Raw genomic sequence first — 24309 nt, forward strand, 5'->3', positions numbered from 1 at the left:
CAAACGCAGCCCCGCACTTGATGCGGGGCTTTTTTGTTTGAGGGCTAGCCGTTGTGGGTGGAGGCCCCGGATCAGGTCCGGGACTGCGTTTCAGCCAAAAGAGACTTTAGTTCGTAGATAAGGTCGAGGGCTTCACGCGCGGTAAGGTCGTCTGGTTGTACATCCTGCAGCCGATCTTCAACATCCGACGAACTCGGCGCGCTGGGTGCGGGGGCGGGTGACGCTGCAAACAGCGGAAGATCGTCGATAATCGCTGACTTTGCGCCACCACCTTCCCGGTCGCCCTTTTCCAGCGCATCAAGAACAACCTTGGCGCGGTCGATAACAGCTGGCGGCAGACCCGCCAGTTTGGCTACTTGCACCCCATAACTGCGATCTGCTGCGCCGCGTCGGACCTCATGCAGAAACACTACATCACCGTCATGTTCCTTCACGGCGACGGTGGCGTTCTCTACGTGATCCAACTTGCCCGCCAAAGCGGTCATCTCGTGGTAATGCGTGGCAAAGAGCGCGCGGCATTTATTGACGTCATGCAGATGTTCCAGCGACGCCCAAGCAATCGACAACCCGTCATAGGTCGATGTGCCGCGCCCGATTTCATCGAGGATTACCAAGGCGCAGTCATCGGCTTGGTTTAGGATCGCGGCCGTTTCCACCATCTCGACCATGAAGGTTGACCGCCCTCGCGCCAGATCATCAGAGGCCCCGACGCGTGAAAACAGTTGAGAGACCAAGCCAATCCGCGCCTCATCCGCCGGAACATAACTGCCCATCTGGGCGAGCAGGACGATCAAGGCATTCTGGCGCAGGAACGTCGACTTACCCGCCATGTTCGGTCCGGTCAGAAGCCACAGCCGGTCATCATTAAGGGTACAATCATTCGCAACAAAGCTTTCACCGGACGCCCGCAGCGCAGCTTCGACGACCGGGTGTCGGCCACCCTTCACGTGAAACTCTGTTCCTGACGACAACGACGGGCGCGTCCAATTTGCAATACTGGCGAGTTCGGCGTGTGATGCGGCGACATCGAGACCCGCAATGGCCTTGGACACTTCGCCCAGCTCGGCGGCGTGATCCAACACAGCAGTCTGAAGCTCTGAAAACAGTCTCTGTTCAATCGCCAGAGCTTGATCGGCAGAGGTCAGGATCTTTTGCTCCAACTCCGACAGTTCAACAGTCGTGAACCGCACGGCATTCGCGGTTGTCTGCCGGTGGATGAATGTGTCCGACAGGGGTGCCGCCATCATCCGGTCCGCATGCGTGGCCGTCGTTTCGATGAAGTAGCCAAGGACGTTGTTATGCTTGATCTTGAGCGCCGTGATACCGGCAAGATCGCTGTAATTCTTTTGCAGCCCTGCGATCACGCCGCGGCCTTCGTCACGCAGGGTGCGCAGTTCGTCGAGTTCATCGTGATGACCGGCCGCAATGAACCCACCATCGCGTGCAAGAAGCGGCGGTTCGGCCACTAGTGCGTCATCGAGCGTGACTTGCAGGTCTTCGAGACCGATCAGATCATCCGCCGTGGTTGCAATGATGTCGTCTGACGCAGCGACCAATGCCGCAATCTCTTGTGCCGCCTCCAAAGCCGTGCGCACCACCGCCAAATCCCGCGGCCCACCCCGGTCCAGCGCCAGCCGAGACACCGCACGGTCGATATCGGGTGTGCCGCGCAGCTTGTCCCTTAAGGCAGAGCGGAGCGTCGGATCATTGCGCAACACATCCACGCGGTCGAGACGGGTGTTCAACACCTCTAAATCACGGGACGGCCCGGTCAGATATGCTGTCATCAGACGCGCGCCCGCTGCGGTCAAGGTTTGATCGATCACGGATAGAAGCGATCCGGAGCGTTTTCCGGAAAGGCTCTGCGTCAGTTCGAGGTTCCGACGCGTCGCAGCGTCGATTTCCATGGCCTGACCGCGCGTTTCCTTGATCGGTGGTCGGAGGCTCGGAGTTTTGCCTTTTTGGGTGAGTTCGACATAGCCGAGCAGGGCCCCCAGCGCCGAAAGCTCCGCTCGTTCAAATGTGCCAAACGCATCGAGACTTGCCACCTGATAGACGCGGCGGACGACATGATCGGCGTTGTTGCTGTCGAAAGAGGCTTTGCCAAGTTCGGTGGGTGACGCGCCCACGTCTTCGACAATTGGGGCAAGGTCCTCAAATGTGCCTTCGCTCAGCAAGACTTCACTTGGTCCCAGACGTGCCAATTCCGGCCCAAGTTTTACGCGCGGGCAGGGTTGGACCCAGACATCTCCTGTCGAAATATCAGCCCAAGCGAGGGCAGTTTCGTCTCGAACCTGGCTAAATGCGGCGAGAAAGTTATTGGATCGCGCGTCGAGCAGGCTGTCTTCGGTCAGGGTGCCGGGTGTAACCAAACGTACGACGCCGCGTTTGACGACGGCTTTGTATCCGCGTTTCTTGGCCTCGGCAGGGCTTTCCAATTGTTCGCCAACTGCGACGCGAAACCCTTTGCGGATCAGCGTCAGCAAATATGCTTCGGCTGCGTGGAACGGCACGCCGCACATCGGGATATCTTCGCCCAGATGTTTGCCGCGTTTTGTGAGCGCGATATCCAGCGCCTCGGCAGCGGCAACGGCATCATCAAAGAACAACTCGTAAAAGTCGCCCATACGGTAAAAGAGCAAGGCGTCAGGATACTCTGCCTTGATCTCAAGATACTGCGCCATCATCGGCGTGACTGTTGATTTGCTGCTCATCTTTCCGTCCCCAAACGCGGGTCTACACCAACAATTCGTCGGACCCTACCGCCCGATTGCGCTAACACAAGCCATGTTGGACGTTCGGCCTGTTGTGGCGGTGCATTTGGGCCGCTAAGCACCAGACGGATCAAAGGGGAGGACACCATGACCAAAGCCAAGGTCACGGTTGAAGACGCGCTTGCGTTTCACATGGAACCAACACCGGGCAAGTGGGAGGTACAGGCGACTGTCCCCATGGCCACGCAGCGCGACCTGTCGTTGGCGTATTCCCCCGGCGTAGCGCATCCCTGTGTGTCCATCTCTGAAAATCCCGAATTGGCCTATGACTACACGAACAAGGGCAATCTTGTTGCGGTGATCTCGAACGGGACGGCGGTTCTGGGTTTGGGTAACCTTGGCGCGTTGGGTTCGAAACCGGTGATGGAGGGCAAGAGTGTCCTCTTCAAACGCTTTGCCGATGTGAACTCCATTGATCTGGAACTGGACACGGAAGACACCGACGCCTTTGTCAACGCCGTAAAGCTCATGGGGCCAACCTTTGGTGGCATCAATCTGGAAGACATCAAGGCGCCCGAGTGTTTCATCATTGAACAGCGCCTGAAGGAAGAGATGGACATCCCGGTCTTCCACGACGACCAGCACGGTACGGCGGTGATCTGCGCGGCGGGTTTGATCAATGCTCTGCATCTGTCGGGCAAAAAGATCGAAGATGTTAAAATCGTTCTGAACGGCGCGGGTGCGGCAGGTATCGCCTGTATCGAATTGCTCAAGGCCATGGGCGCGCGTCACCAGAATTGCATCGTTTGTGACACCAAAGGCGTGATCTATCAGGGCCGCACCGAAGGCATGAACCAGTGGAAGTCCGGCCACGCCGTCACCACCGAATTGCGCACTCTGGAAGAAGCGATGGTGGGTGCCGATGTGTTTTTAGGCGTGTCGGTCAAAGGGGCTGTGACGCAGGAAATGGTGCAAAGCATGGCACCCGATCCTGTGATCTTTGCGATGGCCAACCCGGACCCGGAAATCACACCCGAAGATGCCCATGCCGTGCGCGAAGACGCGATCGTGGCCACCGGACGCTCGGACTATCCGAACCAAGTGAACAACGTTCTCGGGTTCCCGTACCTCTTCCGTGGGGCGCTGGACATCAATGCGCGTGCCATCAACGACGAAATGAAGATTGCTTGCGCGCGCGCTTTGGCCGCTCTGGCACGCGAAGATGTGCCCGATGAGGTTGCCATTGCCTATGGCACAGAGCTTTCGTTCGGCCGCGATTACATCATCCCGACGCCGTTTGACCCGCGTTTGATCCACGCGATCCCGCCAGCGGTGGCTAAGGCCGGCATGGATACAGGCGTCGCGCGGCGGCCAATCGTGGACATGGACGGGTATGAGCTGGGTCTGAAAACCCGGATGGACCCAACGGCGTCTATCTTGTCTTCGATCAACGCCCGCGCGCGCTCTGCGCAAGCGCGTATGATCTTTGCAGAAGGCGACGATCCACGCGTGCTGCGCGCAGCCGTGATGTATCAGCGGCAGGGTTTGGGTGAAGCGATTGTCGTTGCGCGCGAAGCTGAAGCGAGAGCAGATCTCGAGGCGCTGGGCCTTGGCGATGCCTATGACGAACTCACAATCGTCAATGCGCGCAACACGCCGCATCTCGATACGTACAAGTCCTTCCTCTATTCTCGATTGCAGCGCAAAGGGTTTGACGCGCAGGACATCCACCGCCTCGCGGCGCGGGATCGTCACGTCTTTGCGGCGCTGATGCTAGCGCATGGTCATGGGGACGCTCTGGTGACCGGCGCCACTCGGAAATCGGCGCATATTCTTGAGCTGATCAACCATGTTTTTGACGCCCAACCGCATGATGGGGCTGTGGGTGTCACTGCTGTTTTGAATCGGGGGCGTATTGTCCTGATCTCAGACACCTTGGTGCATGAATGGCCCAACACCGAAGATCTTGCCGATATCGCAGAGGCGGCAGCAGGTGTTGCCCGCCAATTCGGGATGGAGCCACGCGTGGCCTTTGTCAGCTTTTCGACGTTTGGCTATCCGGTTTCAGAACGCGCCGAGAAAATGCACGTGGCACCGCAAGAGCTTGATCGCAGAGGTGTCGACTTTGAATACGACGGTGAGATGACAGTTGATGTGGCGCTGAACCCGTCTGTTGCGGCGCAATATCCATTTAGCCGCCTGTCTGGGCCTGCCAATATCTTGGTTGTGCCGGCGCGGCACTCGGCGTCGATCTCGGTCAAACTGATGCAGGAAATGGCTGGGGCCACTGTTATTGGGCCGATCCTGACAGGTTTGGATCATCCGGTTCAGCTGTGTTCGACCGTGTCGACAGTGAATGACATCCTGAACATGGCGGTCATTGCGGCCTGTAACACGCAATAAAGAAAAACCCCGGGCAGGAGCCCGGGGTCCAAACACGCTCTATCGAGAAGACTGTTAGTTCACGTATTTCTTTGTGAACGGGGCTGCTGATCCCCAAAGTTGCTGGACGCGGGCGTCGCGGCCACAGGCCACGCGATAGCGCTTGTAGGCTTCGGATTTCTTGCGCGGACCAAAGCGGGTGAGGATCACGTCGGACTGTTTGTAGTAATCCTGATGATAGGCATCTGCCGCATAAAAAGGGCCTTCCGGGAGGATGGGTGTCACGATGGTCTGACCCAGCGCTGACTGCGCAGCTGATTTGGCTGCCTCAGCAACCTGAGCATCCGAACCACTGGCGAAGATTGCGGTCGTATAACTGCGACCTCGGTCACAGAACTGACCGCCCGCATCGGTCGGATCGATCGAACGGAAAAACGCGTCCAAGAGCGAGCGAAGTTGAACCTTGTCGGCGTCGTAGGTGATTTGCACGGCTTCGATATGGCCTGTGCCACCATTGACCACCTGTTTGTAGGTTGGGTTGGCGACATTGCCGCCGGAGAACCCGCTGACGGCTTCGATCACGCCGGGCACGCTTTCAAAGTCACTTTCGACGCACCAGAAGCATCCGCCTGCGACCGTGATGGTCTGTACATCGGCAGCGCGGGCCTTGCTGCTGATGGCGCAAGCCAGGATCATGAAGATGGCAAGTGCAAAGGGGCGGGGGCGATGAATATCGAATGGCATGTCGGATACCTCCTAAACGGTTGATCCAACACTGACGCGCGCACCGATCAATGCCAATTCACGGCGATGAGAGGTCACGGTCGTTTTACCGCTTGAAAAGATTGATCCAGCACAGCAGCGTTCCGATTATGGATAAGATCACGACCCACCAAGCCGACGAAGACGCCCGAAACGAGGCGATCAAGATCTATGTGAACGGGGACATTGTCCCCAAGGATCAGGCGAAAATCAGTGTCTATGACAGCGGTTTCATGCTGGGTGACGGCGTTTGGGAGGGGCTGCGGCTCTATCATGGCCAGTGGTCATTTGTGGACGAACACATGGATCGGTTGTTCGAAGCGGCCAAAGCGATTGATCTGGATTTGCCCCTGGATCGGGCCGGAATGTTACAGGCGCTCGAGGACACACGCGCCGCAAATGACATGCATCACGATGCGCACGCGCGACTTATGGTGACACGCGGGACCAAGGTTCGGCCCTTTCAGCATCCGGCGCTGAGCCAGTCAGGGCCAACGATGGTCATCATTATGGAACATTCGGTTCCCAAGCTGCCGCGCCCGATCCGGTTGGCGACGGTCCCGCATCTGCGAGGGTTACCGATGACACAGGATCCGAAACTGAACAGCCATTCGAAACTGAACTGCATTCTGGCCTGTATCGCGGCGGAAAAGGCAGGCGCGGATGAGGCGCTGATGCTGGATGTGCATGGGTTTGTGAACACAACGAATGCCTGCAATTTCTTTATCGTCCGCAAAGGTGAGGTTTGGACCAGCACGGGCGATTACTGCATGAACGGTATCACCCGGCAAAAGGTCATCGATCTGTGCCGAGCCAATGACATCCCGGTTTATGAACGAAATTTCAGTCTCGTGGACACCTATGGCGCGGATGAGGCTTTTTTGACCGGCACCTTCGGCGCACAGACGCCGGTGGGCGAAATTGATGGGCGCACGATCGGGACGGGTGAATTGGGCCCCGTGACCGAACGGTTGCGCGGCCTTTACAAGGAGTTGGTAGGCGCATGAAAATCGCGATGTGGTCCGGGCCGCGCAATCTGTCGACGGCCATGATGTACAGCTTTGGCGCGCGGCCTGATTGCGCAGTGACGGACGAGCCGTTTTACGCGGCCTACCTGCGTCGCACGGGCATCCACCACCCGATGCGGGACGAAGTGCTGGCAGACCAAGAGAATGACCCAGCCAAGGTTGGGGCCATGCTTGCCGGGCCAAACCCGGATGGTGCCGCGCACTGGTACCAAAAGCACATGACATTCCACATGGTCGACGGCTTTCCATGGGATTGGGCCGAGGATTGTGTGCACGTTCACTTGCTACGCCACCCTGCGCGCGTGATCGCAAGCTACGCTGTCAAACGGACCGAATTCACGCTGGATGACATAGGGTTTGAGAAACAAGTCGAGCTTTTTGATCGGTTCCCGGGTCCGGTGATCGACAGCTTTGACGTCCGCGCGAATCCCGAGGGTGCCTTAAAGCGGCTGTGCGCCGATATTGGTTTGTCTTGGGATCCAGCCATGCTGTCTTGGTCCGCCGGTGGTAGGCCAGAAGACGGAATTTGGGCGTCGCATTGGTACGGTGGTGTGCATCGCTCGACCGGGTTTGCAGGCGCTGAGGGCCCGTTGCCAGAGGTCGCGCCCGAACATCAGACGATCTACGAGCAGGCGTTAGAGCACTACAACGCCATGCGATAGGCTCTATTTCAGCAACGCGCCCAGTTTCATTGCGACGCTCATGTCGCCGGACACCTTGATTTTGCCCATGGCAAAGGCGGTCATTGGGTTCAGCTTGCCCTTGATCAGCTTTTCGAGGTTTTCACGTGAAATCCGGATGGTGCAGTCGGTGTCCTGATCCCCGTTTGTGGCAGCACCATCGGCTAGAACAATCACCCCGTCATTGCCGCAGTCGAATTTCAACGTGTCCGTCAGGTTGGCCGATTGCACGCCCCTGTTCAGGGTCTCAGTGATTTGGGTTAGTGGCATTTGTCCCTCCCCTTGGGTTTGGGGCGGGTATGGCAGGGTTGTGCTTGGCTGCAATGCGGACGTGGCGTTTACGCCCAGATCATCGTGGTCCCCCTTTGTCGTCGTTGGAGGGAGTCCTTCAGCAGAAACGGGAAAACGCAGCGTCACGGAAAACCGTGAAGAACTTCCCCCGGGGGTCAGTTCCCTGCTGCTATGTCTGCCAAAACTCTCTCTAAAGTTCTGCGCTGCCTATCTGTCGGATTAAAGGTCAACCCACCTCTGGCGATCCGTTCTGCCAGATCAACATTGCGCCTGACATGCTCGCCAGAGAGATAGTTTTTGGCAAGAACTAAGGCAGCCGACGATGATCCTTTGGAGAAGGCTGCGTTCAGAAGGATCAGCCCACGATTGCGGTCTTTTTGAACGCCATTCCGCCCTTCCAGCAGCATCTGCCCGAAGTAAGCTTGGGCAATAGGGTTGCCGGTTTGCTGTGCATGTTCAAGGTAGCCCAGCCATTTGTCAAAATCATGCCGATATCCAGCGTCGGCGCAGGGCTCATCCGGCCTGATGAGATGGGCGAGATTCAACGCGGCCTGACCCGCACGGATGTCATCGCCTTGAACTTCAATCAGCAGACGGGAGAAAGCAGAGTTTTGCCCTGCACAGGCTCGCCCTCCGACCTCGTTCATTTCAGCGCGTGCGATTTGGATCGAACGAACGAACCTGTCCGCGGCGACGGGTGTCGCGGCGTATGCCAATGTGAGGGCAAGGGCGCAGGTCAATCTCAGCATGTTTGGGGCCTCTTTCGTGTGCGTTCTTTGGTCGAAATACGCCTTTGTTAAGTCAGCGGGTCTACAGCCCGCGTGCCAGCTTCGCCTAGCCAGGGTGCTGATTGATTGTGTCCTTAAGCAGAAGCACGACATTACGCCCCAATACCATGCCTTGGGCTGTGGAGCGCGGCACGGTGGTCGCGCTGGATTAACCCTTCAGCCGACGGTCACGACCAGCCAGCAGCTTCAGGCGCAGCGCGTTCAGCTGAATAAAGCCTGCGGCGTCTTCCTGATTGTAGGCGCCGAGGTCTTCTTCGAATGTCACGTGCGCTTCTGAGTAGAGGGAGTGATCTGACCAGCGGGCTACGGTACGTGCAGAGCCTTTGTAGAGTTTCACGCGGACGGTGCCGGTGACGTGTTCTTGGCTTTTGTCGATCAGGGCTTGCAGCATTTCGCGCTCTGGCGAAAACCAGAAGCCGTTGTAGATCAGCTCCGCGTAACGCGGCATGATCGAATCCTTCAGGTGACCCGCGCCGCTATCCAGCGTGATTTGTTCGATGCCACGATGCGCTTCCAGCAGGACCGTGCCGCCGGGGGTTTCATAGATGCCGCGGGATTTCATGCCGACAAAACGGTTTTCGACCAAATCGAGGATACCCACGCCGTGCTTGCCACCCAGCTCATTGAGCTTGGTCAGGATCGTGGCAGGCGACATCGCCTCGCCGTTGATCGACACTGCGTCGCCTTTTTCAAAGCCGATCTCGACCATTTCCGGCTCGTCTGGCGCATTCTCTGGTTTGGTGATGCGTTGCAGGACGTAATCGGGCGCCTCTTCGGCGGGGTTCTCAAGAACCTTACCCTCAGACGAGGTGTGCAGCAGGTTTGCGTCCACGCTGAACGGGGCCTCGCCGCGCTTGTCCTTGGCGATCGGGATCTGGTGCTGTTCGGCGAACTCGATCAGCTTGGTGCGCGAAGACAGGTCCCATTCGCGCCAAGGCGCGATCACCTTGATATCGGGGTCGAGCGCATAGGCCGCCAGTTCAAAGCGAACTTGATCGTTACCCTTACCCGTCGCACCGTGGGACACCGCGTCCGCACCTTCGGCGGCAGCGATTTCGACAAGGCGTTTTGAGATCAGCGGGCGTGCGATGGACGTACCTAGAAGGTAGAGCCCTTCGTAAAGGGCGTTTGCCCGGAACATCGGGAACACGAAATCGCGCACGAACTCTTCGCGCAGGTCTTCGATATAGACGGCGGAGGCGCCCATCATCTCGGCCTTTTTCCGCGCTGGTTCCAGCTCTTCGCCCTGACCAAGGTCGGCGGTAAAGGTCACGACCTCACATCTGTATTCCGTCTGCAACCATTTCAGAATGATCGACGTATCCAGACCGCCGGAATAGGCCAGAACGACTTTCTTAGGTGCAGACATGTGGGACTCCGATGTTTAAATCAGGGGAGGCGTTACCGGGTTTTCCGGGGCGCAGCAAGGTCGCCGGTTTGGGTTGGGCGACGTTTTCGGAGTTGGACGCGATGAGCTATGCAATGGCCTCCCACGCTGTGCGGATGTTGTGGTTGAATCTTCAGGATGCTCTGCGATTGACCGCAGTTCCCTATTTGGTTGTCCAGGCGATCACCATTGGTCTTCCGTTACTGTTGCTCGGGTCGATGGGAACTGATGCGCTGGGCACGTTCGAAGTCAGTTCCGTGGATGAAAGCGATCTCGAAACGCTGGTCATGCCAGACAACATCGGGATGTTCTTTTTGGTTCAGATCCTTGTCTTGATCGGCAGCATCGTAGCTGGAGCGTGGCTTGCGGTGGTCTGGCATCGCTTTGTCCTGCTGGAAGAGTATCCTGCCGGAACCGTTCCCGTGTTCAACACCAGTCTTATCTTTGCCTATGTGGGCAAGCTGATCGTGATTTTTCTATGTATGGTGGGCATTGGTCTGGCGGGGGGCCTAGCAACCGCCTTGATCGGGGCAATCGTGCCGTTTGTCGGGATCATCCTTGGGGCCGGTCTGCTTGTTGTATTGATCTGGGCGTCGGTGCGGCTGTCGGTGATGTTGCCCGCAGCGGCAGTTGGATATGCGATGCCCGTGTCCGAGGCGTGGTCCAAAACCGAGAGCACGCAGTGGGCATTGTTCGGAGCAACGATTCTGATTGCTCTTTTGTCGATCTTGATTGCGATCCCGGGTCTGATCTTGATTGGCCTCATCGTCGGGGTGGATGCGACCACCGTGTCCGTGCCGCAGATTGTGATCAATGTCGTGTTTGGGTGGATCTTCACCATGCTGACGGTCAGCCTTGCCACCACCATCTACGGTGTCGCGGTTGAAGGCCGCGAACTGACCTAATCCTTGCTTTGACGGCGAGCGTCAGGCAAGCGGGTCGGCATGACTGAATTTGCAGATAACGTCCGTCAGGCCGCCGTGGCCATGCGCGCGCTGTTTCCCGCCACGCCCATGCAGCGCAACGCCCATCTGAGCGCGAAATATGATGCAGACATCTGGCTGAAGCGCGAAGACCTCAGCCCTGTGCGTTCGTACAAGCTGCGCGGTGCCTTCAACGCGATGTCCAAACGGATCGCCGAGAACCCGGATCAGCAGCTGTTTGTCTGCGCAAGCGCTGGCAACCATGCCCAAGGGGTCGCCTTTGTCTGCAACCGGCTGGATCGGAAAGGCGTGATCTTCATGCCGGTCACGACCCCGCAGCAAAAGATCGACAAGACCAAGGTCTTTGGCGGCGAACATATCGAAGTGCGGTTGGTCGGAGACTATTTCGACGACTGTCTGCGCGCAGCGCAAGAGTTCTGCGCAGCTGAAGGCGGGCAGTTCTTGCCGCCATTTGACGATCCCGACGTGATTGAAGGTCAGGCGACGGTCACGATGGAAATCCTCGATCAGATGCCGCGCGTCCCGGACCGGATAATCCTTCCGGTGGGCGGTGGGGGTCTTTCTGCCGGGGCGCGGGCCTATTTGAATGCTCTGAATGCTGATGTGCATCTGAACTTTGTTGAACCCAAGGGCGGCGCAAGCCTGACCGCCGCGCTCGAAGCCAGAGAGCCTGTCACGCTGAACAAGGTCGACACGTTTGTCGATGGCGCGGCTGTGGCACGGATCGGTGCGAACACGTTTTCGGTGCTGTCCGATACGGCTCCGCAAGATGTGTTGCTGGCGACCGAGGATGGGGTCTGCACCACGATCCTGGAAATGCTGAACATCGAGGGTATCGTTCTCGAACCCGCGGGCGCGTTGTCGATCAAGGTGCTGGATGATCTACGAGACGAGATCAGGGGCCAGACGGTCGTTTGTGTTTCGTCGGGCGGAAATTTTGATTTCGAGCGTTTGCCAGAGGTCAAGGAACGCGCGCAGCGCTATCTTGGGCTGAAGAAATACTTCATCCTGAGGCTGCCGCAGCGTCCGGGTGCGCTCAAGGACTTTCTCGGGATGCTGGGGCCGGATGACGATATTGCCCGGTTTGAATACCTGAAAAAATCGGCGCGCAACTTTGGCTCTGTTCTGATCGGGATCGAGACGAAATCGGCGTCCAATTTCGAACGTCTGTTCGGTTTGATGGAAGAGGCCGGTTTCGTTTTCAACGACATTACCGATGACGAAACGCTTGTGAATTTTGTGATCTGATCCGCTCTTCACGGCCCGTTAAGTCACCGCGTCTAAAGCTGCCTCGGTGGATGATGAGGGAGCGATGGGTATCAGCTTGGCCAGCACTGACGCGCCAACGCGCGCGGCTATGCCATTTGGGCGTGGTCTGACGTTCGGCGTGTGCGGGTCGCTGGCGGATGACATTGTTGTTGTTCTGGCACAGGCCGACCTGTGCGACGTCAAAACCCTGAAGCGTGATGGCCGGATGGTCGAGTGTGACGTGATCTTTCGCTCGGATGGAAGTGAGCTTGATGCCGAAACACTGGCCGACACAACTGCCTTGATCATTGACGTCGGCAAGGGGCCGCATGACACTGTGCCATTGAGCGGCCTCTCAGATGCTTTGCCATTGATTACGGCTCTAACACGCCAGAAAATGACGCAAATGGCCCGCCAACAGACCGAGATCGCAGAGCTGCGTAGCGCATTGGCGGACATACGGGAAACGCATGCTTCGATCGACGGCGACCTGGTCGAGGCCAAGAAATTGCAACAAAGCCTTTTGCGGGACAGGGGCGTGGTTCATGGGCGGGCGGAGGTAGCTCTTTTCCTGCAATCCAGTGGCCATGTGGGCGGCGATCTGGTGGGTCATTTCCCGGTGGATGATCGTCGGATTGGGATATTTGCCATAGATGTCTCTGGCCACGGGATCACGTCTGCTCTGATGGCCGCGCGGCTTGCCGGGTACCTGTCTGCGGGATCGCCCCAATCGAATATCGCTCTGACCGATGGGCCGGATGGCCCGGTACCCCGCGACCCCGCAGAGGTCGTGACGGAATTCAACGCCTTGGTGTTAGAGGAATTGGAGACAGAGCATTATTTTACCTTGCTTCTCGGTATCATCGACACCGCAAGCGGGCAGGTCCAAGCATGTCAGGCGGGGCATCCCTATCCGGTACTGGTGCGGTCTGACGGGACGCAACGCTCGCTCGGTGCAGGCGGCCTCCCGGTTGGGATGATCCCAGGCGCGGAATACGAAACGTTTCATGTCGATATGCAGGCCGGGGATCGGTTGGTCATCCTGTCAGATGGCTTTACCGAGGCGGAACTGCCGGATGGCAGCTTCTTTGGCGACGAGGGATTGACCGGCCTGTTGAGAGAGACGCGCGGTCAACCTGTGCACCGGATCATGGACACGCTGGTTTGGCGGCTCAGTCAGATTTGCGGTGATGCCGCATTTGCCGATGATCTGAGTGGGGTCGTTATCGGATTAAACGCTCACTGATCGCATCAATCAGAAAGTGCCGATCGCCGGCATTTTCGACAGCTTCGATTGCGGCCTCAGGATGCATCCAAACTGCGGTGTGACCAGGTTCAGTAGGTGGCCCAAGGCACAGCGCCGGACGCGCGATGAACACCGTACAGACCTTGTCCGCCCAAAGATCGTATTCCGGCATGTAAGTGAACCGGCGAAACACGCCCAGCCTGCGAGGCTGCGTCATGGTCCAGCCAGTTTCCTCTAACACCTCGCGATGCAGGGCTGGGATGACCTGTTCACCCGGATCAACGCCACCGCCGGGCAGTTGAAATTCGGGGATAGGCTCGGCCTGATGTGTTAACAGAATGCCGCCCGCACCCAATAGCACAACGTAGGCGCCGGGGCGCGTGATATAGGTTCGACCCGGCTCTGGCGGGCGTCCGAAACGGCGCATGGCTGGTATCCTCATGGCGCAATCCCCTTGGACCGCGGCTTGTTGTCCCTATATGGACGCGGTATGCCCAGTGGTGGCAATCCTGAAAACCCCCCAAAGGTTGGCTAAGATGACCCTAAGCTCACAGATTGCGTGGGACGATACTGTCCTGCCGTTTCAACTGGATCGGTCCGACGTGCGCGGCCGCGTCGCGCGGCTGGATGGCGTTTTGGATCAGGTCCTCGCTCAACATGACTACCCGCCATTGATCGAGGCGCTGGTGGCCGAGATGGCTTTGCTGACCGCGATGATCGGACAGACGATCAAGCTACGCTGGAAGCTGTCGTTGCAGGTGCGTGGCGATGGTCCGGCTCGGCTGATCGCGACGGATTACTACGGCCCGACTGAGGATGGGAAACCGGCGCAAATCCGCGCCTATGCGAGCTATGACGCAGAGCGTCTGGATCACAAGGCGGACCCATTTTCGCAGATCGGCAAAGGCTATTTCGCGATCTTGATCGACCAAGGGAACGACATGACGCCCTATCAAGGGATCACTCCCATCGCTGGTGGATCGCTTTCGGCCTGTGCAGAGACGTATTTTGCGCAATCCGAGCAGATCCCGACCAAGTTCGCGATGGCCTTTGGTCGGTCGTCCGTGCCGGGAGGCGAAGAAAGCTGGCGCGCTGGCGGTGTGATGCTGCAGCACATGCCAAAGGCGTCCCCCTTTGCCGCAGCAGAGGAAGGCTCTGGCGAAGGCGGTCTTTTGCAGGCTGATGACATTCTTGACGGTGAAGAAGGGGAAAACTGGAACCGTGCGAATGTGCTGCTTGGCACCGTCGAGGAAATGGAGCTTGTCGGCCCTTCGGTCCAGCCCACCGAGTTGCTGATGCGCCTGTTTCACGAGGATGAGCCGCGCGTGTTTGACCCGCAGGTGGTCAAGTTTGGCTGTACCTGTTCGGCAGATCGAGTGCGTCAGAGCCTATCGATCTATTCGGCACGCGACATCGGCCACATGACCAAAGAAGACGGCACAGTCACGGCTGACTGTCAGTTCTGTGGTGCGCATTACGTGTTTGATCCCAAGACACTTGGGTTCGAAGCGGAAACCGCGCCGGAAGGTGACAGTGACTGACGCGGTCACAGTCGATGACATTCGTCGCGCTTTGGAACGCGCGGCGGAGCCATCGTCAGATTTTGACCTGAACCCGGCGGTGCAATTGCCGACGGGGCGCAAGCTTCGCGATGCGGCGGTTCTGATGCTGGTGTCCGAGGGCGAGTCAGGGCCAGACGTCGTGCTGACGAAACGATCCGCGCATCTCAAGCATCATCCCGGACAAATCTCGTTCCCCGGCGGGAAGAAAGACCCGGAGGATGCTGACCTCTGGGCCACTGCGTTGCGTGAGGCGCGCGAGGAAATTGGCCTGAATTCCGCCGATGTAGAGCCTTTGGGCATGTTGCCGCCGCATGAGACGGTCACGTCCTTTACCGTCACTCCGAAGATCGCGGTCTTGAACCGTCCGCAGGATTGGGTGCCAGAGGTCGGCGAGGTCGAAGAGGTTTTCACCGTGCCATTGAGGCATGTGCTGCGGCCTGAGAACTTTATTGTCGAAGGTCGAATTTGGCAGGGCAGCGTGCGCCGCTATTACGCCGTACCTTACGGCCCTTATTACATCTGGGGCGCGACGGCGCGTATTTTGCGCGGGTTGGCCGAACGGGTGGCGGCGTGAAGCTTCGGGCTGCATGGCTGGATGATCCCGCGACCAGCGCAGTCAGCGATGTGTTTCGGTCAGCAGGTCATCAGGTGTTCTTTGTCGGCGGATGTGTCCGGAACACGCTCCTGAATGCGCCGGTCACCGATATCGACATTTCAACCGATGCGCGCCCCACGCAGACGATCGCATTGGCCAAGGCGGCGGGGATGGCTGCCTATCCCACCGGGATCGACCACGGTACCGTGACCATCGTCACCGGCGGTACACCATTTGAAGTCACTACATTCCGCAAGGATGTTGCCACCGATGGTCGCCGTGCCGTCGTGGCCTTTGCCGATACACTAGAAGAAGACGCCCAGCGGCGCGATTTCACCATGAACGCGCTTTATTCGGACCCCGAGGGCGTGATCCAAGATCCGACTGGCGGCTTGCAGGATCTGACAGAGCGCCGGTTCCGCTTCATTGGCGACGCACATCAGCGCATTCGCGAAGACTACCTGCGCATCCTGCGGTTCTTTCGGTTTCATGCGTGGTACGGGCGTGATCTGGATGCCGATGGGTTGGCAGCCTGTGCGGAACTGGCCGAAGGGTTGGCGCAGCTATCCACGGAGCGTGTGACGGCTGAGAGTCTCAAGCTGCTTGGCGCGCCTGACCCCGCCCCCGCTGTTGCCTCGATGGAGGCGGCAGGCGTGCTGGCACGGGTCTTGCCCGGTGCGGACGCCAAGGCGTTGACACGGACCGTGCATTTTCAGGCGGACATAGATGCGCCACAGGATGCCATCGTGCGTCTTGCCTCTCTTACTGCTTCAGGTGCTGACCAACTGCGGTTGAGCAATGTCCAAAAGCGCCAATACCAGGAATTGCGGGACGGAATGGCGTCCCAGCAATCGCCGTCGGCGCTGGGCCAAGTGCTGGGATATCCCATGGCGCGGGACATCCTGATCCTGCGTGCGGCCATGTTTGAGATGCCTCCGGTGCGGAGTGACTTTGAGGCTGCTGAATTCGCCTCGCAACAGACCTTTCCTGTGCGCGCGGGCGACCTGCCGGACAGCTTGAAAGGTGCTGCGATTGGTGAGGCGCTGACGCGGTTGAAAGCCGAGTGGATCGCATCAGGGTTTACACTGACGCGCCAAGACTTACTGAGCGGCTTATGATCCCGCCACTGTATATCTTTGTCTTTCTGGGGCTCTTTTCGCCGGGTCCGAATGTCATTCTGCTGACGGCCTCTGGCGCGCGGTTTGGGTTCAAACCGACGCTGCCGCATGTCTTGGGCGTGGCATTTGGTGTTGGGATCACGGCAGGGCTGACCGGGTTCGGCATTGGCGCACTTTTGACCGCGCTACCTGGGCTGCGCCTCGTTCTGCAGGTCATTGCTGCCGGCTGGATTCTGTTCATGGCGTGGAAGTTGTGGAACGCCAAACCGGGCAGTGCGGATAGCGGCAAGGATCGCCCTTGGACCTTTTTTGAGGCCGTGCTGTTTCAGTGGGTCAACCCGAAGGTCTGGGCCATTGCGGTGGCTGCGACGGCCTATACCCACGACGCAGGGCCGTTGATGTCAGCGTGGCTGTTGGGAACCGCCTTTGCGGGGATCAATCTGTGCGTTTGCCTGTTCTGGAGCTTTGCCGGATCGCTCCTGTCTTACTTGCTCGGGAACCCATCCGCCTATCGGGTCTTCATGCGGATCATGGCGCTACTATTGGCAGCCTCGGCGGCGATGGTGTTCCTATAAACAGCGCCTGACTTTCCCCTGTCACATGCCGTGCCTATATTCGGGGTCTACTTCAAAGGTCATTCCCCGTGTTCCGCTTCTTTGAAAAGCTGATCGATCCATACGCGCCTTATCCCGAGAACGATACGCCGCCGCAAAAGCTGTGGCCGTTTCTCAACGAGTATCTGGCACCGTTTAAGTGGGTCTTTGTCCTTGCTGCGGTGCTGGCCGTTGTGGTCGCGGCGATCGAGTTGTGGCTGATCGGATATGTGGGGCGGCTCGTGGACGTGTTGGGCACCGTCGGGCCAGAGCAGTTCTGGGCGCAATACGGCACTGAGATGATTGTCGTGACGGTCTTTATCCTGTTGGCGCGGCCTGCGGTGCAGGCGTTGGATGTGTTCCTGCTTAACAATACGCTGATGCCCAATATCGGCACTCTGATCCGGTGGCGTGCGCATAGGCATGTCCTGCGCCAGTCGGTTGGGTGGTTTGAAAATGATTTCGCAGGCCGCATTGCGAACCGGATCATGCAGACACCGCCGGCCGCGGGCGAGGCGGTGTTTCAGGTTTTCGACGCGATTGCTTATGCGCTGGCCTACGTGATCGGCGCGGCGATCCTTCTTTCGGCGGCTGATCCGCGCCTGATGCTGCCGCTGGCAATCTGGCTCGCGCTATATGCGTGGCTTGTTGTCTGGACGGTGAAGCGGATTGGCCCTGCATCAAAGGCATCGTCCGACGCACGCAGCGCTGTGACCGGTCGGGTGGTCGACAGCTACACCAACATCCACTCGGTCAAGATGTTCGCTCATCATGACCATGAGGAACAGTTCGCCAAGGAAGCCATCGAAAAGGCGCGCACGACGTTCCAACACGAAATGCGCATTTTCACCACGATGGATGTCATTCTGACCGTCTTGAACGGGTTGCTGATCGTGGCGGTTGTTGGTTGGGCGATCTTTCTATGGACCGGCGGCAGCGCATCCATTGGGTTGATTGCAGCAGCGTCGGCTTTGGTTCTGCGGCTGAACGCGATGACCGGATGGATCATGTGGGCGTTGACGTCATTCTTCCAAAACCTAGGCGTTGTGTCCGAAGGGATGGAAACAATTGCGCAGCCGATTACGCTGGTGGATCAGCCCGGAGCCAATGAACTGCGGCTTACGGCGGGCGAGATCAGGGTTCAGGGTCTGTCCCACCACTATGGCCGCCAAACGGGTGGGTTGGATCGGATCGACCTGACGATACCGGCGGGGCAAAAGCTCGGTCTTGTCGGGCGGTCGGGCGCCGGGAAATCGACACTCGTTAAGCTGCTTCTGCGGTTCTACGATGCCGAAACGGGTCAAATCCTGATAGATGGTCAGGACATCGCGACCGTGCGGCAAGACAGCCTGCGCAAGGCGATTGGCATGGTCCAGCAGGACAGCGCTTTGTTGCACCGCTCGGTTCGGGACAACATCCTGTACGGCGATCCAACGGCGACTGAGGATCAGGTAATCGCCGCCGCCAAACAAGCTGAAGCTTGGGAGTTCATTCAGGACCTCGAAGACCCGCAGGGCCGCAAGGGACTTGAGGCGCATGTGGGGGAACGGGGCGTCAAGCTGTCGGGCGGCCAACGGCAGCGGATCACCTTGGCGCGTGTCATCCTCAAGGACGCGCCGATCCTGCTCTTGGACGAGGCGACCAGTGCGCTCGATTCCGAGGTCGAAGCCGCGATCCAGCAAACGCTCTACGGCATGATGGAGGGCAAGACGGTGATCGCCATTGCCCACCGTCTGTCCACGATTGCCCAGATGGATCGCATTCTGGTGATGGATCAGGGCCGTATTGTCGAAGACGGCACCCATGCGCAGCTTTTGGCGCAAAACGGCCTATATGCAGGCTTCTGGGAGCGCCAGTCAGGGGGCTTCCTGACGACCGATGAGGTAGCCGCCGAATGACATTGACCGAAAAGCTGGGGGGCCTGATCGACCCGTTCAAACGGGCCGAGGGACCACCGCCACAGACGCTGTTTGCCTTTTTCCTGTGGGGGGTGAAGGGCGCGTGGCCGATGCTGATCCTCGCCGCGGTTATTTCGTCTTTGGCTGGGACGACGGAGGTCTGGACGGCTTATCTGCTGGGGCAGGTGATCGACTCGGCAGCGGGTGATCCCGCCGGGTATTTTTCCGAGAACTGGGTGCTTCTGCTGGCATTCGTTGCGTTTTTCATCGGCTTTCGCCCGCTGATTTTTGGCCTGTCGGCGACGTGGCAGGGGCTGGTGGTATCGCCACAGATCGCGACCAAGATCACCGCACGCCTGCATCGTTGGACGTTGAACCAGCCCGTGGAGTTCTTTGACAACGATTTCGCGGGGCGGATTGCGGCGAAACAGGGTCAAACGACCAACGCCATGACAAACGTGATCGTCGAAGTCATCAATGTCGTGTTCTTCGCCGTCGCTTCGGTTGTTGGGTCGCTTTTGCTGATCCTGACGCTGGATTGGCGGCTGGGCCTTGCGATGCTGGTTTGGGTTGGCGCGTATCTTTGGATGATCTCGTGGTTCATGCCGCGTCTCCGGGTTAAGTCCAAATCAAGGGCCGCAGCCCGTGCCGCAATGGGTGGCCAGATCGTTGACACGATTACCAACATCAAAACGGTCAAACTCTTCGCCAATTCCAAACACGAAGACCGCGTCGCGTTAGACGCGATGGAGACGCTGCGCCTGCGGATGCTCGACTACGGTGCAATCTCATCGGTGTTCCGTTTCGCGCTGATGGGGATTGCTGGGATTTTGCCGCTGATGTTGATCGGTGGCGCGGTTCTGCTGTGGCAGGCGGGAAGTGCTACTCCTGGCGATATTGCAGCTGCCGGGGCCGTGTCGATCCGTCTGGCGCAGATGACGGGTTGGGTCAGTTTCACCCTGATGGCGATCTATTCCAATATTGGTGAGGTCGAAGACGGGATGCGGACGCTTACCCCTAGACCGACTGTCATTGATCGCGCAGACGCCGTGGATTTCGAACTGCGTCAGGGTGAGGTCACATTTGACAATCTGAGCTATACCTACGGCAGTGACCGGAACGGGGTGCATGGTATCTCGCTGACCCTCAAGCCCGGCGAAAAGGTTGGGTTGGTTGGTGCATCCGGCGCGGGGAAATCGACGCTCGTGGCCCTGATGTTGCGTTTGTATGATCCGGAGAAGGGCCGCGTTCTGATGGACGGACAGGACCTGCAATCCATCAAACAGGAAAGCGCACGCCAGCATATCGGGATGGTCACGCAAGAAACGGCGATGTTCAATCGCTCGGCGTGGGACAACATCCGTTACGGCCGCCCTGATGCCACCAAGGATGAGGTGATCGCCGCTGCGATTGCGGCTGAGGCCCATGACTTCATAAAGGATTTGCGCGACCACATGGGGCGCGAAGGTTATGACGCGTATTTAGGGGAACGGGGCGTAAAGTTGTCAGGCGGTCAACGTCAGCGCATCGCGCTGGCGCGTGCCATCCTGAAGGACGCGCCGATCCTTGTGCTGGACGAGGCGACATCCGCGCTGGATTCCGAGGTTGAGGCCCAGATTCAAGCTGCGTTAGAGACGGTCATGGATGGAAAGACCGTGCTGGCCATCGCCCATAGGCTCAGCACGCTGTCGCAGATGGATCGGATACTCGTGATGGATGCAGGCCAGATCGTTGAGGAAGGTACCCACGCTGACCTTTTGGCGCGGGGTGGGCTCTATGCGCGGTATTGGCACCGACAGTCGGGCGGGTTCCTGTCGCTTCAGGATGCGGCCGAATGAGCATTACGATCACGCGCCTTGGCCATCAGGGTGACGGGATCGCGGAAGGTCCGGTCTTTGTTCCACGTGCCCTGCCGGGTGAGATCGTGGATGGCACGATCCAAGGTGACACACTGGTCAAACCCAAGATCGTGACGCCATCTGAGCATCGCGTGAAAGCACCTTGCCCTGTGTACAACACCTGTGGCGGCTGCTCGGTCCAACATGCATCAGACAGCTTCGTCGCGGAGTGGAAGACAGGGATCGTGCGCGCCGCGCTTGAGGCGCGGGGGTTGGACGCGCCGATCCGCACGCTGCACACATCACCAACGCGTTCGCGGCGGCGGGCAAAGTTTTCGGGAAAGCGCACCAAGACCGGGGCAATTGTTGGTTTTCATGGGCGTGGTGCCACGCAGATTGCCGATGCAGATCGGTGTTTGGTCGTGACGCCTTCCATGGCGGCGCTTGTCGATCCACTGCGCGAGCTGACGGTGCGACTTGGGTCCCGCAAGGCCGAGGTCGGGTTTCAGGTGACCGAGCTTGAAAACGGGTTTGATTTGGCCATCGACGGGGCCAAGACTCCAACTCCGCAAGAGACCATGGACCTGATGATCTGGGCGCGTGATAACCGGGTGATCCGGCTGTCCGTGAATGGGGAGTTAATCGGTCAGGAGGCGGTTCCGACGCTGGGGCCGTTGCTCCCGCCGCCGGGCGCGTTTTTGCAAGCGACCGCGCATGGCGAGGCGGCCTTGATGGCCTGTGTGTCCGAGACGCTGGGCAATGCGAAGACCGTGGTTGATTTGTTTGCTGGCTGCGGGACGTTTTCGCTTCCAGCCGCGCGCAAGGCTGATGTGCATGTGGTCGAAGGCGACCGTGATCTGACGGCTGCGGCAGAAACTGCATGGCGGCAAGGGCAGGGTTTACATCACATGACCTTTGAGACGCGCGATCTGTTTCGTCGCCCGCTGATAGCCGATGAGTTGAACAGGTTCGATGCGGCGATTATCGACCCGCCCCGAGCCGGGGCCGAGGCGCAGACAGCCGAAATCCTGATTTCAACCCTGCCCAAAATCGCGGCAGTGTCCTGTAATCCTGTTACATTCGCCCGCGATGCCGAGGCGCTGATACATGCTGGCTATCGCTTGAATTGGGTCGATGTGGTTGACCAATTCAGATGGTCACATCATGTGGAGATCGCAGCAAGCTTCAGCAGGGATTAAGGATGCGCGACGCCGTTAAGAATTGGATCGAACGGCCCATTGTGGGCAACGTGATCATGGGTGTGATCATCTTTAACGCCATCGTCCTCGGTCTTGAGACGTCCAAGCCGATCATGGACCTTTATGGTCCGTTTATCATCGCCTTGGATCGCATTTGCCTTGGCATTTTCATCATCGAAATTTTGGCCAAGCTGATTGCCTACAGGTTTGCGTTTTTCCGGAGTGGCTGGAATGTCTTCGATTTCGCGGTGGTTGGGATCGCCCTGATACCCGCCGCAGGTGGGCTAAGCGTCCTGCGGGCCTTGCGTATCTTGCGGGTGTTGCGCTTGATCTCGGTCGCCCCGCAACTGCGCCGGGTTGTTGAAGGATTTGTCAGCGCGCTGCCCGGTATGGGCTCTGTGTTCCTGTTGATGGGGATGATGTTTTACATCGGCGCTGTGATGGCGACCAAGCTCTTCGCGGCCTCGTTCCCCGATTGGTTCGGGACCTTGGGACGCTCGCTTTATTCGCTGTTTCAGATCATGACGCTGGAAAGCTGGTCGATGGGTATCGTGCGTCCTGTGATGGAGGTTTATCCCTACGCTTGGGCGTTCTTTGTGCCGTTCATCATGGTCACCACCTTTGCCGTGGTGAACTTGTTGGTCGGTCTGATCGTGAACTCGATGCAGGACGCCCACGCGCAAGAGGCCAACGCCGCCACCGATACCTATCGCGAAGACGTGCTTGCGCGGCTTTCCGCCATTGAAGAGGCGCTCAAGAAGCGCGACTAAAGCAAATGTGTGCAGCAGGATCGAGCGGTTTCTGGTAGGGTGCTGCAAGACAATATGAGTAACGATGATGCGGGCAGTGCGCTATTTTCTTTTGACGGGTGTTTTGTGTCTTCTTGCGGCCTGTGGCGGCAAATTTCAGACCTATAACGGACCCGAAGTCACCTATGTCATGGCGTTCAAGGAGGAGCGGAAGCTCGTTCTGCTTCACCACGACCAGATCCTAAAAACCTACGATTTCGAGCTTGGGTTTGCGCCGGTCGGAGACAAGTTCATCGAAGGGGACGGCAAGACGCCAGAGGGTCGCTATTTCATCGACCGCAAGAACCCGAACTCGTCATTCCACCTGTCGATCGGGATCAGCTATCCCAACAATCAAGACCGGGCCGAGGCTGCCGCGCTGGGCAAGTCACCGGGCGGTGACATCTTTATTCATGGTACGCCTCGCAAATTCCGCAAGGCAGATGATTGGACATGGGGATGCCTCGCCGTCACCAATCGCGAGATGGAAGAAATCTATGCGATGGTGAACGTCGGCACGCCGATTGAGATTTATCCCTGAAGTGGGGGTCAGCCGGACAGGATACCGGCGGCTGCGACGTTCGGCTGAACCACGGTCTGCTGGCCCGGTGCGCCAAGGACCATGGTCCACCAGATCTTGCCGTTGTCTTCCTGAAAATATCCAAAGCCCAGATCGCGCGCGCGGTCGTCCAGGATGACGGTTCGCGTCTGTGGCTCTTGCATCCACGCGCCCAGCGTCTCAAGCTCGGTCTCGTAGGTTTCCGAGATCGTCTCGCCGATCAGGATACCCTGATAGCCCACCCGGTTGATACGGTCGATGGGCGACGATCCGTCCGATCCAAAGTGCCACGGCCGATTCTGAATCGCCATGTCGCGCGAATGGGTGGCTGCGGCTGCGTTGAGCGCGGCGTTCAATTCGACACGCGGCACGCCTGCCGCTCCGCGCAGCGTGTTCACGCCGTCCAGCAGGCGAAACTGAATATCGCCCAAGTCTTTGGGACGAATGCGATACAGGCGCTGCAAAGGTCGGCCATCAGAGCCAACTGCGACCCGCCCTGAGCCGCTTGCGCAGGCTGCCAAAAGTGCCGGAAGCCCCAGTATTAGCGCGCGTCTTTTCATTACTGCCCGTCCCTTTTCTTCTTGCGCCTGATTAAACGGGCGGGGCAGTTGTCTCCAACCCACAATCCCGTGCGTGGGCGACATAACGCCCGTTTGAATTGCGACTGCGGCTTTCGCGCCATAATATGC

22 protein-coding genes are annotated in these 24309 nt (G+C 58.6%); 15 read left to right on the forward strand and 7 right to left on the reverse strand.

Translation table 11 applies throughout. The annotated features are described in order from the left end of the window. Positions 1-71 precede the first annotated feature (71 nt). The gene (gene mutS, locus FE702_RS12085; RefSeq protein ID WP_255449670.1) at positions 72-2714 is read right to left on the reverse strand and encodes a DNA mismatch repair protein MutS; all 2643 of its coding nucleotides are present in this window, start codon (positions 2712-2714) and stop codon (positions 72-74) included. 147 nt (positions 2715-2861) lie between these two features. On the opposite strand from mutS, the gene FE702_RS12090 reads away from it, so the two are divergent. Then, positions 2862-5117, forward strand: a complete 2256-nt coding sequence (locus FE702_RS12090; RefSeq protein ID WP_147126563.1) for an NADP-dependent malic enzyme — start codon at positions 2862-2864, stop codon at positions 5115-5117. 54 nt (positions 5118-5171) lie between these two features. Here FE702_RS12090 and msrA read toward each other — a convergent pair whose 3' ends face one another. Then, positions 5172-5840 (reverse strand): peptide-methionine (S)-S-oxide reductase MsrA, encoded by a 669-nt coding sequence (gene msrA, locus FE702_RS12095; protein ID WP_147126564.1) that lies wholly within the window; start codon positions 5838-5840, stop codon positions 5172-5174. Between the two features lie 128 nt (positions 5841-5968). Here msrA and FE702_RS12100 point away from each other — a divergent pair, with 128 nt between their 5' ends. Further along, the gene (locus tag FE702_RS12100) at positions 5969-6865 is read left to right on the forward strand and encodes a D-amino acid aminotransferase (RefSeq protein ID WP_186827072.1); all 897 of its coding nucleotides are present in this window, start codon (positions 5969-5971) and stop codon (positions 6863-6865) included. Further along, positions 6862-7548 (forward strand): sulfotransferase-like domain-containing protein, encoded by a 687-nt coding sequence (locus FE702_RS12105; RefSeq protein WP_147126565.1) that lies wholly within the window; start codon positions 6862-6864, stop codon positions 7546-7548. Before FE702_RS12100 ends, FE702_RS12105 begins: the two co-directional genes overlap by 4 nt. 3 nt (positions 7549-7551) lie before the next feature. Here the strand turns inward: FE702_RS12105 and FE702_RS12110 are convergent, their stop codons facing one another. From FE702_RS12110 to FE702_RS12120, 3 genes are all read right to left on the reverse strand, one after another. After that, a complete protein-coding gene (locus tag FE702_RS12110; RefSeq protein WP_147126566.1) occupies positions 7552-7836 on the reverse strand; it encodes an SCP2 sterol-binding domain-containing protein in 285 nt (94 codons plus the stop codon). Between the two features lie 176 nt (positions 7837-8012). Continuing rightward, positions 8013-8504, reverse strand: coding sequence for an SEL1-like repeat protein (locus tag FE702_RS12115; protein ID WP_147126567.1), 492 nt, complete (start codon positions 8502-8504; stop codon positions 8013-8015). A 289-nt stretch (positions 8505-8793) separates the two neighbouring features. Next, positions 8794-10014, reverse strand: a complete 1221-nt coding sequence (locus FE702_RS12120; protein ID WP_147126568.1) for an argininosuccinate synthase — start codon at positions 10012-10014, stop codon at positions 8794-8796. Positions 10015-10025: 11 nt separating this feature from the next. Here FE702_RS12120 and FE702_RS12125 point away from each other — a divergent pair, with 11 nt between their 5' ends. The 3 genes from FE702_RS12125 (at position 10026) to FE702_RS12135 (ending at position 13470) form a co-directional block, all read left to right on the forward strand. Next, positions 10026-10937, forward strand: coding sequence for a hypothetical protein (locus FE702_RS12125; RefSeq protein WP_147126569.1), 912 nt, complete (start codon positions 10026-10028; stop codon positions 10935-10937). A gap of 39 nt (positions 10938-10976) precedes the next feature. Further along, entirely contained in the window at positions 10977-12224 is a 1248-nt protein-coding gene (gene ilvA / locus FE702_RS12130) for a threonine ammonia-lyase IlvA (protein ID WP_147126570.1), read from the forward strand. Positions 12225-12288: 64 nt separating this feature from the next. Next, positions 12289-13470: a PP2C family protein-serine/threonine phosphatase gene (locus FE702_RS12135; RefSeq protein ID WP_147126571.1), complete on the forward strand. Its 1182-nt coding sequence runs from the start codon at positions 12289-12291 to the stop codon at positions 13468-13470. On the opposite strand, the gene FE702_RS12140 is transcribed toward FE702_RS12135, so the two are convergent. After that, positions 13448-13912 (reverse strand): NUDIX domain-containing protein, encoded by a 465-nt coding sequence (locus FE702_RS12140; RefSeq protein ID WP_255449672.1) that lies wholly within the window; start codon positions 13910-13912, stop codon positions 13448-13450. The two genes, FE702_RS12135 and FE702_RS12140, sit on opposite strands and share 23 nt — an antisense overlap. Positions 13913-14006: 94 nt before the next feature. On the opposite strand from FE702_RS12140, the gene hslO reads away from it, so the two are divergent. The 9 genes from hslO (at position 14007) to FE702_RS12185 (ending at position 23602) form a co-directional block, all read left to right on the forward strand. Continuing rightward, the gene (gene hslO, locus FE702_RS12145) at positions 14007-15011 is read left to right on the forward strand and encodes an Hsp33 family molecular chaperone HslO (protein ID WP_147126572.1); all 1005 of its coding nucleotides are present in this window, start codon (positions 14007-14009) and stop codon (positions 15009-15011) included. Beyond that, positions 15004-15606 carry a CoA pyrophosphatase gene (locus tag FE702_RS12150; protein WP_186827073.1) on the forward strand — a complete coding sequence of 201 codons (603 nt, stop codon included), beginning with the start codon at positions 15004-15006 and terminating at the stop codon, positions 15604-15606. The genes hslO and FE702_RS12150 overlap by 8 nt, the downstream gene beginning before the upstream one ends. Next, complete coding sequence (locus FE702_RS12155) at positions 15603-16745, forward strand: CCA tRNA nucleotidyltransferase (RefSeq protein ID WP_147126573.1); 1143 nt, start codon at positions 15603-15605, stop codon at positions 16743-16745. Before FE702_RS12150 ends, FE702_RS12155 begins: the two co-directional genes overlap by 4 nt. Next, positions 16742-17320, forward strand: coding sequence for a LysE family translocator (locus FE702_RS12160; protein ID WP_147126574.1), 579 nt, complete (start codon positions 16742-16744; stop codon positions 17318-17320). Before FE702_RS12155 ends, FE702_RS12160 begins: the two co-directional genes overlap by 4 nt. A 68-nt stretch (positions 17321-17388) precedes the next feature. Beyond that, positions 17389-19236: an ABC transporter ATP-binding protein gene (locus FE702_RS12165; RefSeq protein ID WP_147126575.1), complete on the forward strand. Its 1848-nt coding sequence runs from the start codon at positions 17389-17391 to the stop codon at positions 19234-19236. Further along, a complete protein-coding gene (locus FE702_RS12170) occupies positions 19233-21074 on the forward strand; it encodes an ABC transporter ATP-binding protein (protein ID WP_147126576.1) in 1842 nt (613 codons plus the stop codon). The genes FE702_RS12165 and FE702_RS12170 overlap by 4 nt, the downstream gene beginning before the upstream one ends. Beyond that, positions 21071-22273, forward strand: a complete 1203-nt coding sequence (locus FE702_RS12175; RefSeq protein ID WP_147126577.1) for a class I SAM-dependent RNA methyltransferase — start codon at positions 21071-21073, stop codon at positions 22271-22273. The genes FE702_RS12170 and FE702_RS12175 overlap by 4 nt, the downstream gene beginning before the upstream one ends. 2 nt (positions 22274-22275) lie before the next feature. Next, entirely contained in the window at positions 22276-23043 is a 768-nt protein-coding gene (locus FE702_RS12180; protein WP_147126578.1) for an ion transporter, read from the forward strand. Between the two features lie 67 nt (positions 23044-23110). Then, a complete protein-coding gene (locus FE702_RS12185; protein WP_147126830.1) occupies positions 23111-23602 on the forward strand; it encodes a L,D-transpeptidase family protein in 492 nt (163 codons plus the stop codon). A gap of 8 nt (positions 23603-23610) precedes the next feature. Here FE702_RS12185 and dalA read toward each other — a convergent pair whose 3' ends face one another. Further along, positions 23611-24180 (reverse strand): divisome-associated lipoprotein DalA, encoded by a 570-nt coding sequence (dalA, locus tag FE702_RS12190; protein WP_147126579.1) that lies wholly within the window; start codon positions 24178-24180, stop codon positions 23611-23613. Positions 24181-24309 lie beyond the last annotated feature (129 nt).

Origin of the sequence: Shimia ponticola, from assembly GCF_007995215.1 — a bacterium.
Lineage (GTDB): Bacteria > Pseudomonadota > Alphaproteobacteria > Rhodobacterales > Rhodobacteraceae > Shimia_B > Shimia_B ponticola.

What these genes read in the sequence shown, in the direction of transcription:
- FE702_RS12185 (WP_147126830.1), top strand. Translation starts at nt 23,111, where the DNA reads ATGCGGGCAGTGCGCTATTTTCTTTTGACGGGTGTTTTGTGTCTTCTT.
- FE702_RS12135 (WP_147126571.1), top strand. Translation starts at nt 12,289, where the DNA reads ATGGGTATCAGCTTGGCCAGCACTGACGCGCCAACGCGCGCGGCTATG.
- mutS (WP_255449670.1), bottom strand. Translation starts at nt 2,714, where the DNA reads ATGAGCAGCAAATCAACAGTCACGCCGATGATGGCGCAGTATCTTGAG.
- FE702_RS12175 (WP_147126577.1), top strand. Translation starts at nt 21,071, where the DNA reads ATGAGCATTACGATCACGCGCCTTGGCCATCAGGGTGACGGGATCGCG.
- msrA (WP_147126564.1), bottom strand. Translation starts at nt 5,840, where the DNA reads ATGCCATTCGATATTCATCGCCCCCGCCCCTTTGCACTTGCCATCTTC.
- FE702_RS12140 (WP_255449672.1), bottom strand. Translation starts at nt 13,912, where the DNA reads ATGAGGATACCAGCCATGCGCCGTTTCGGACGCCCGCCAGAGCCGGGT.
- FE702_RS12170 (WP_147126576.1), top strand. Translation starts at nt 19,233, where the DNA reads ATGACATTGACCGAAAAGCTGGGGGGCCTGATCGACCCGTTCAAACGG.
- FE702_RS12160 (WP_147126574.1), top strand. Translation starts at nt 16,742, where the DNA reads ATGATCCCGCCACTGTATATCTTTGTCTTTCTGGGGCTCTTTTCGCCG.
- FE702_RS12120 (WP_147126568.1), bottom strand. Translation starts at nt 10,014, where the DNA reads ATGTCTGCACCTAAGAAAGTCGTTCTGGCCTATTCCGGCGGTCTGGAT.
- FE702_RS12100 (WP_186827072.1), top strand. Translation starts at nt 5,969, where the DNA reads ATGGATAAGATCACGACCCACCAAGCCGACGAAGACGCCCGAAACGAG.
- ilvA (WP_147126570.1), top strand. Translation starts at nt 10,977, where the DNA reads ATGACTGAATTTGCAGATAACGTCCGTCAGGCCGCCGTGGCCATGCGC.
- dalA (WP_147126579.1), bottom strand. Translation starts at nt 24,180, where the DNA reads ATGAAAAGACGCGCGCTAATACTGGGGCTTCCGGCACTTTTGGCAGCC.
- FE702_RS12110 (WP_147126566.1), bottom strand. Translation starts at nt 7,836, where the DNA reads ATGCCACTAACCCAAATCACTGAGACCCTGAACAGGGGCGTGCAATCG.
- FE702_RS12090 (WP_147126563.1), top strand. Translation starts at nt 2,862, where the DNA reads ATGACCAAAGCCAAGGTCACGGTTGAAGACGCGCTTGCGTTTCACATG.
- FE702_RS12115 (WP_147126567.1), bottom strand. Translation starts at nt 8,504, where the DNA reads ATGAACGAGGTCGGAGGGCGAGCCTGTGCAGGGCAAAACTCTGCTTTC.
- FE702_RS12105 (WP_147126565.1), top strand. Translation starts at nt 6,862, where the DNA reads ATGAAAATCGCGATGTGGTCCGGGCCGCGCAATCTGTCGACGGCCATG.
- FE702_RS12180 (WP_147126578.1), top strand. Translation starts at nt 22,276, where the DNA reads ATGCGCGACGCCGTTAAGAATTGGATCGAACGGCCCATTGTGGGCAAC.
- FE702_RS12125 (WP_147126569.1), top strand. Translation starts at nt 10,026, where the DNA reads ATGTTTAAATCAGGGGAGGCGTTACCGGGTTTTCCGGGGCGCAGCAAG.
- hslO (WP_147126572.1), top strand. Translation starts at nt 14,007, where the DNA reads ATGACCCTAAGCTCACAGATTGCGTGGGACGATACTGTCCTGCCGTTT.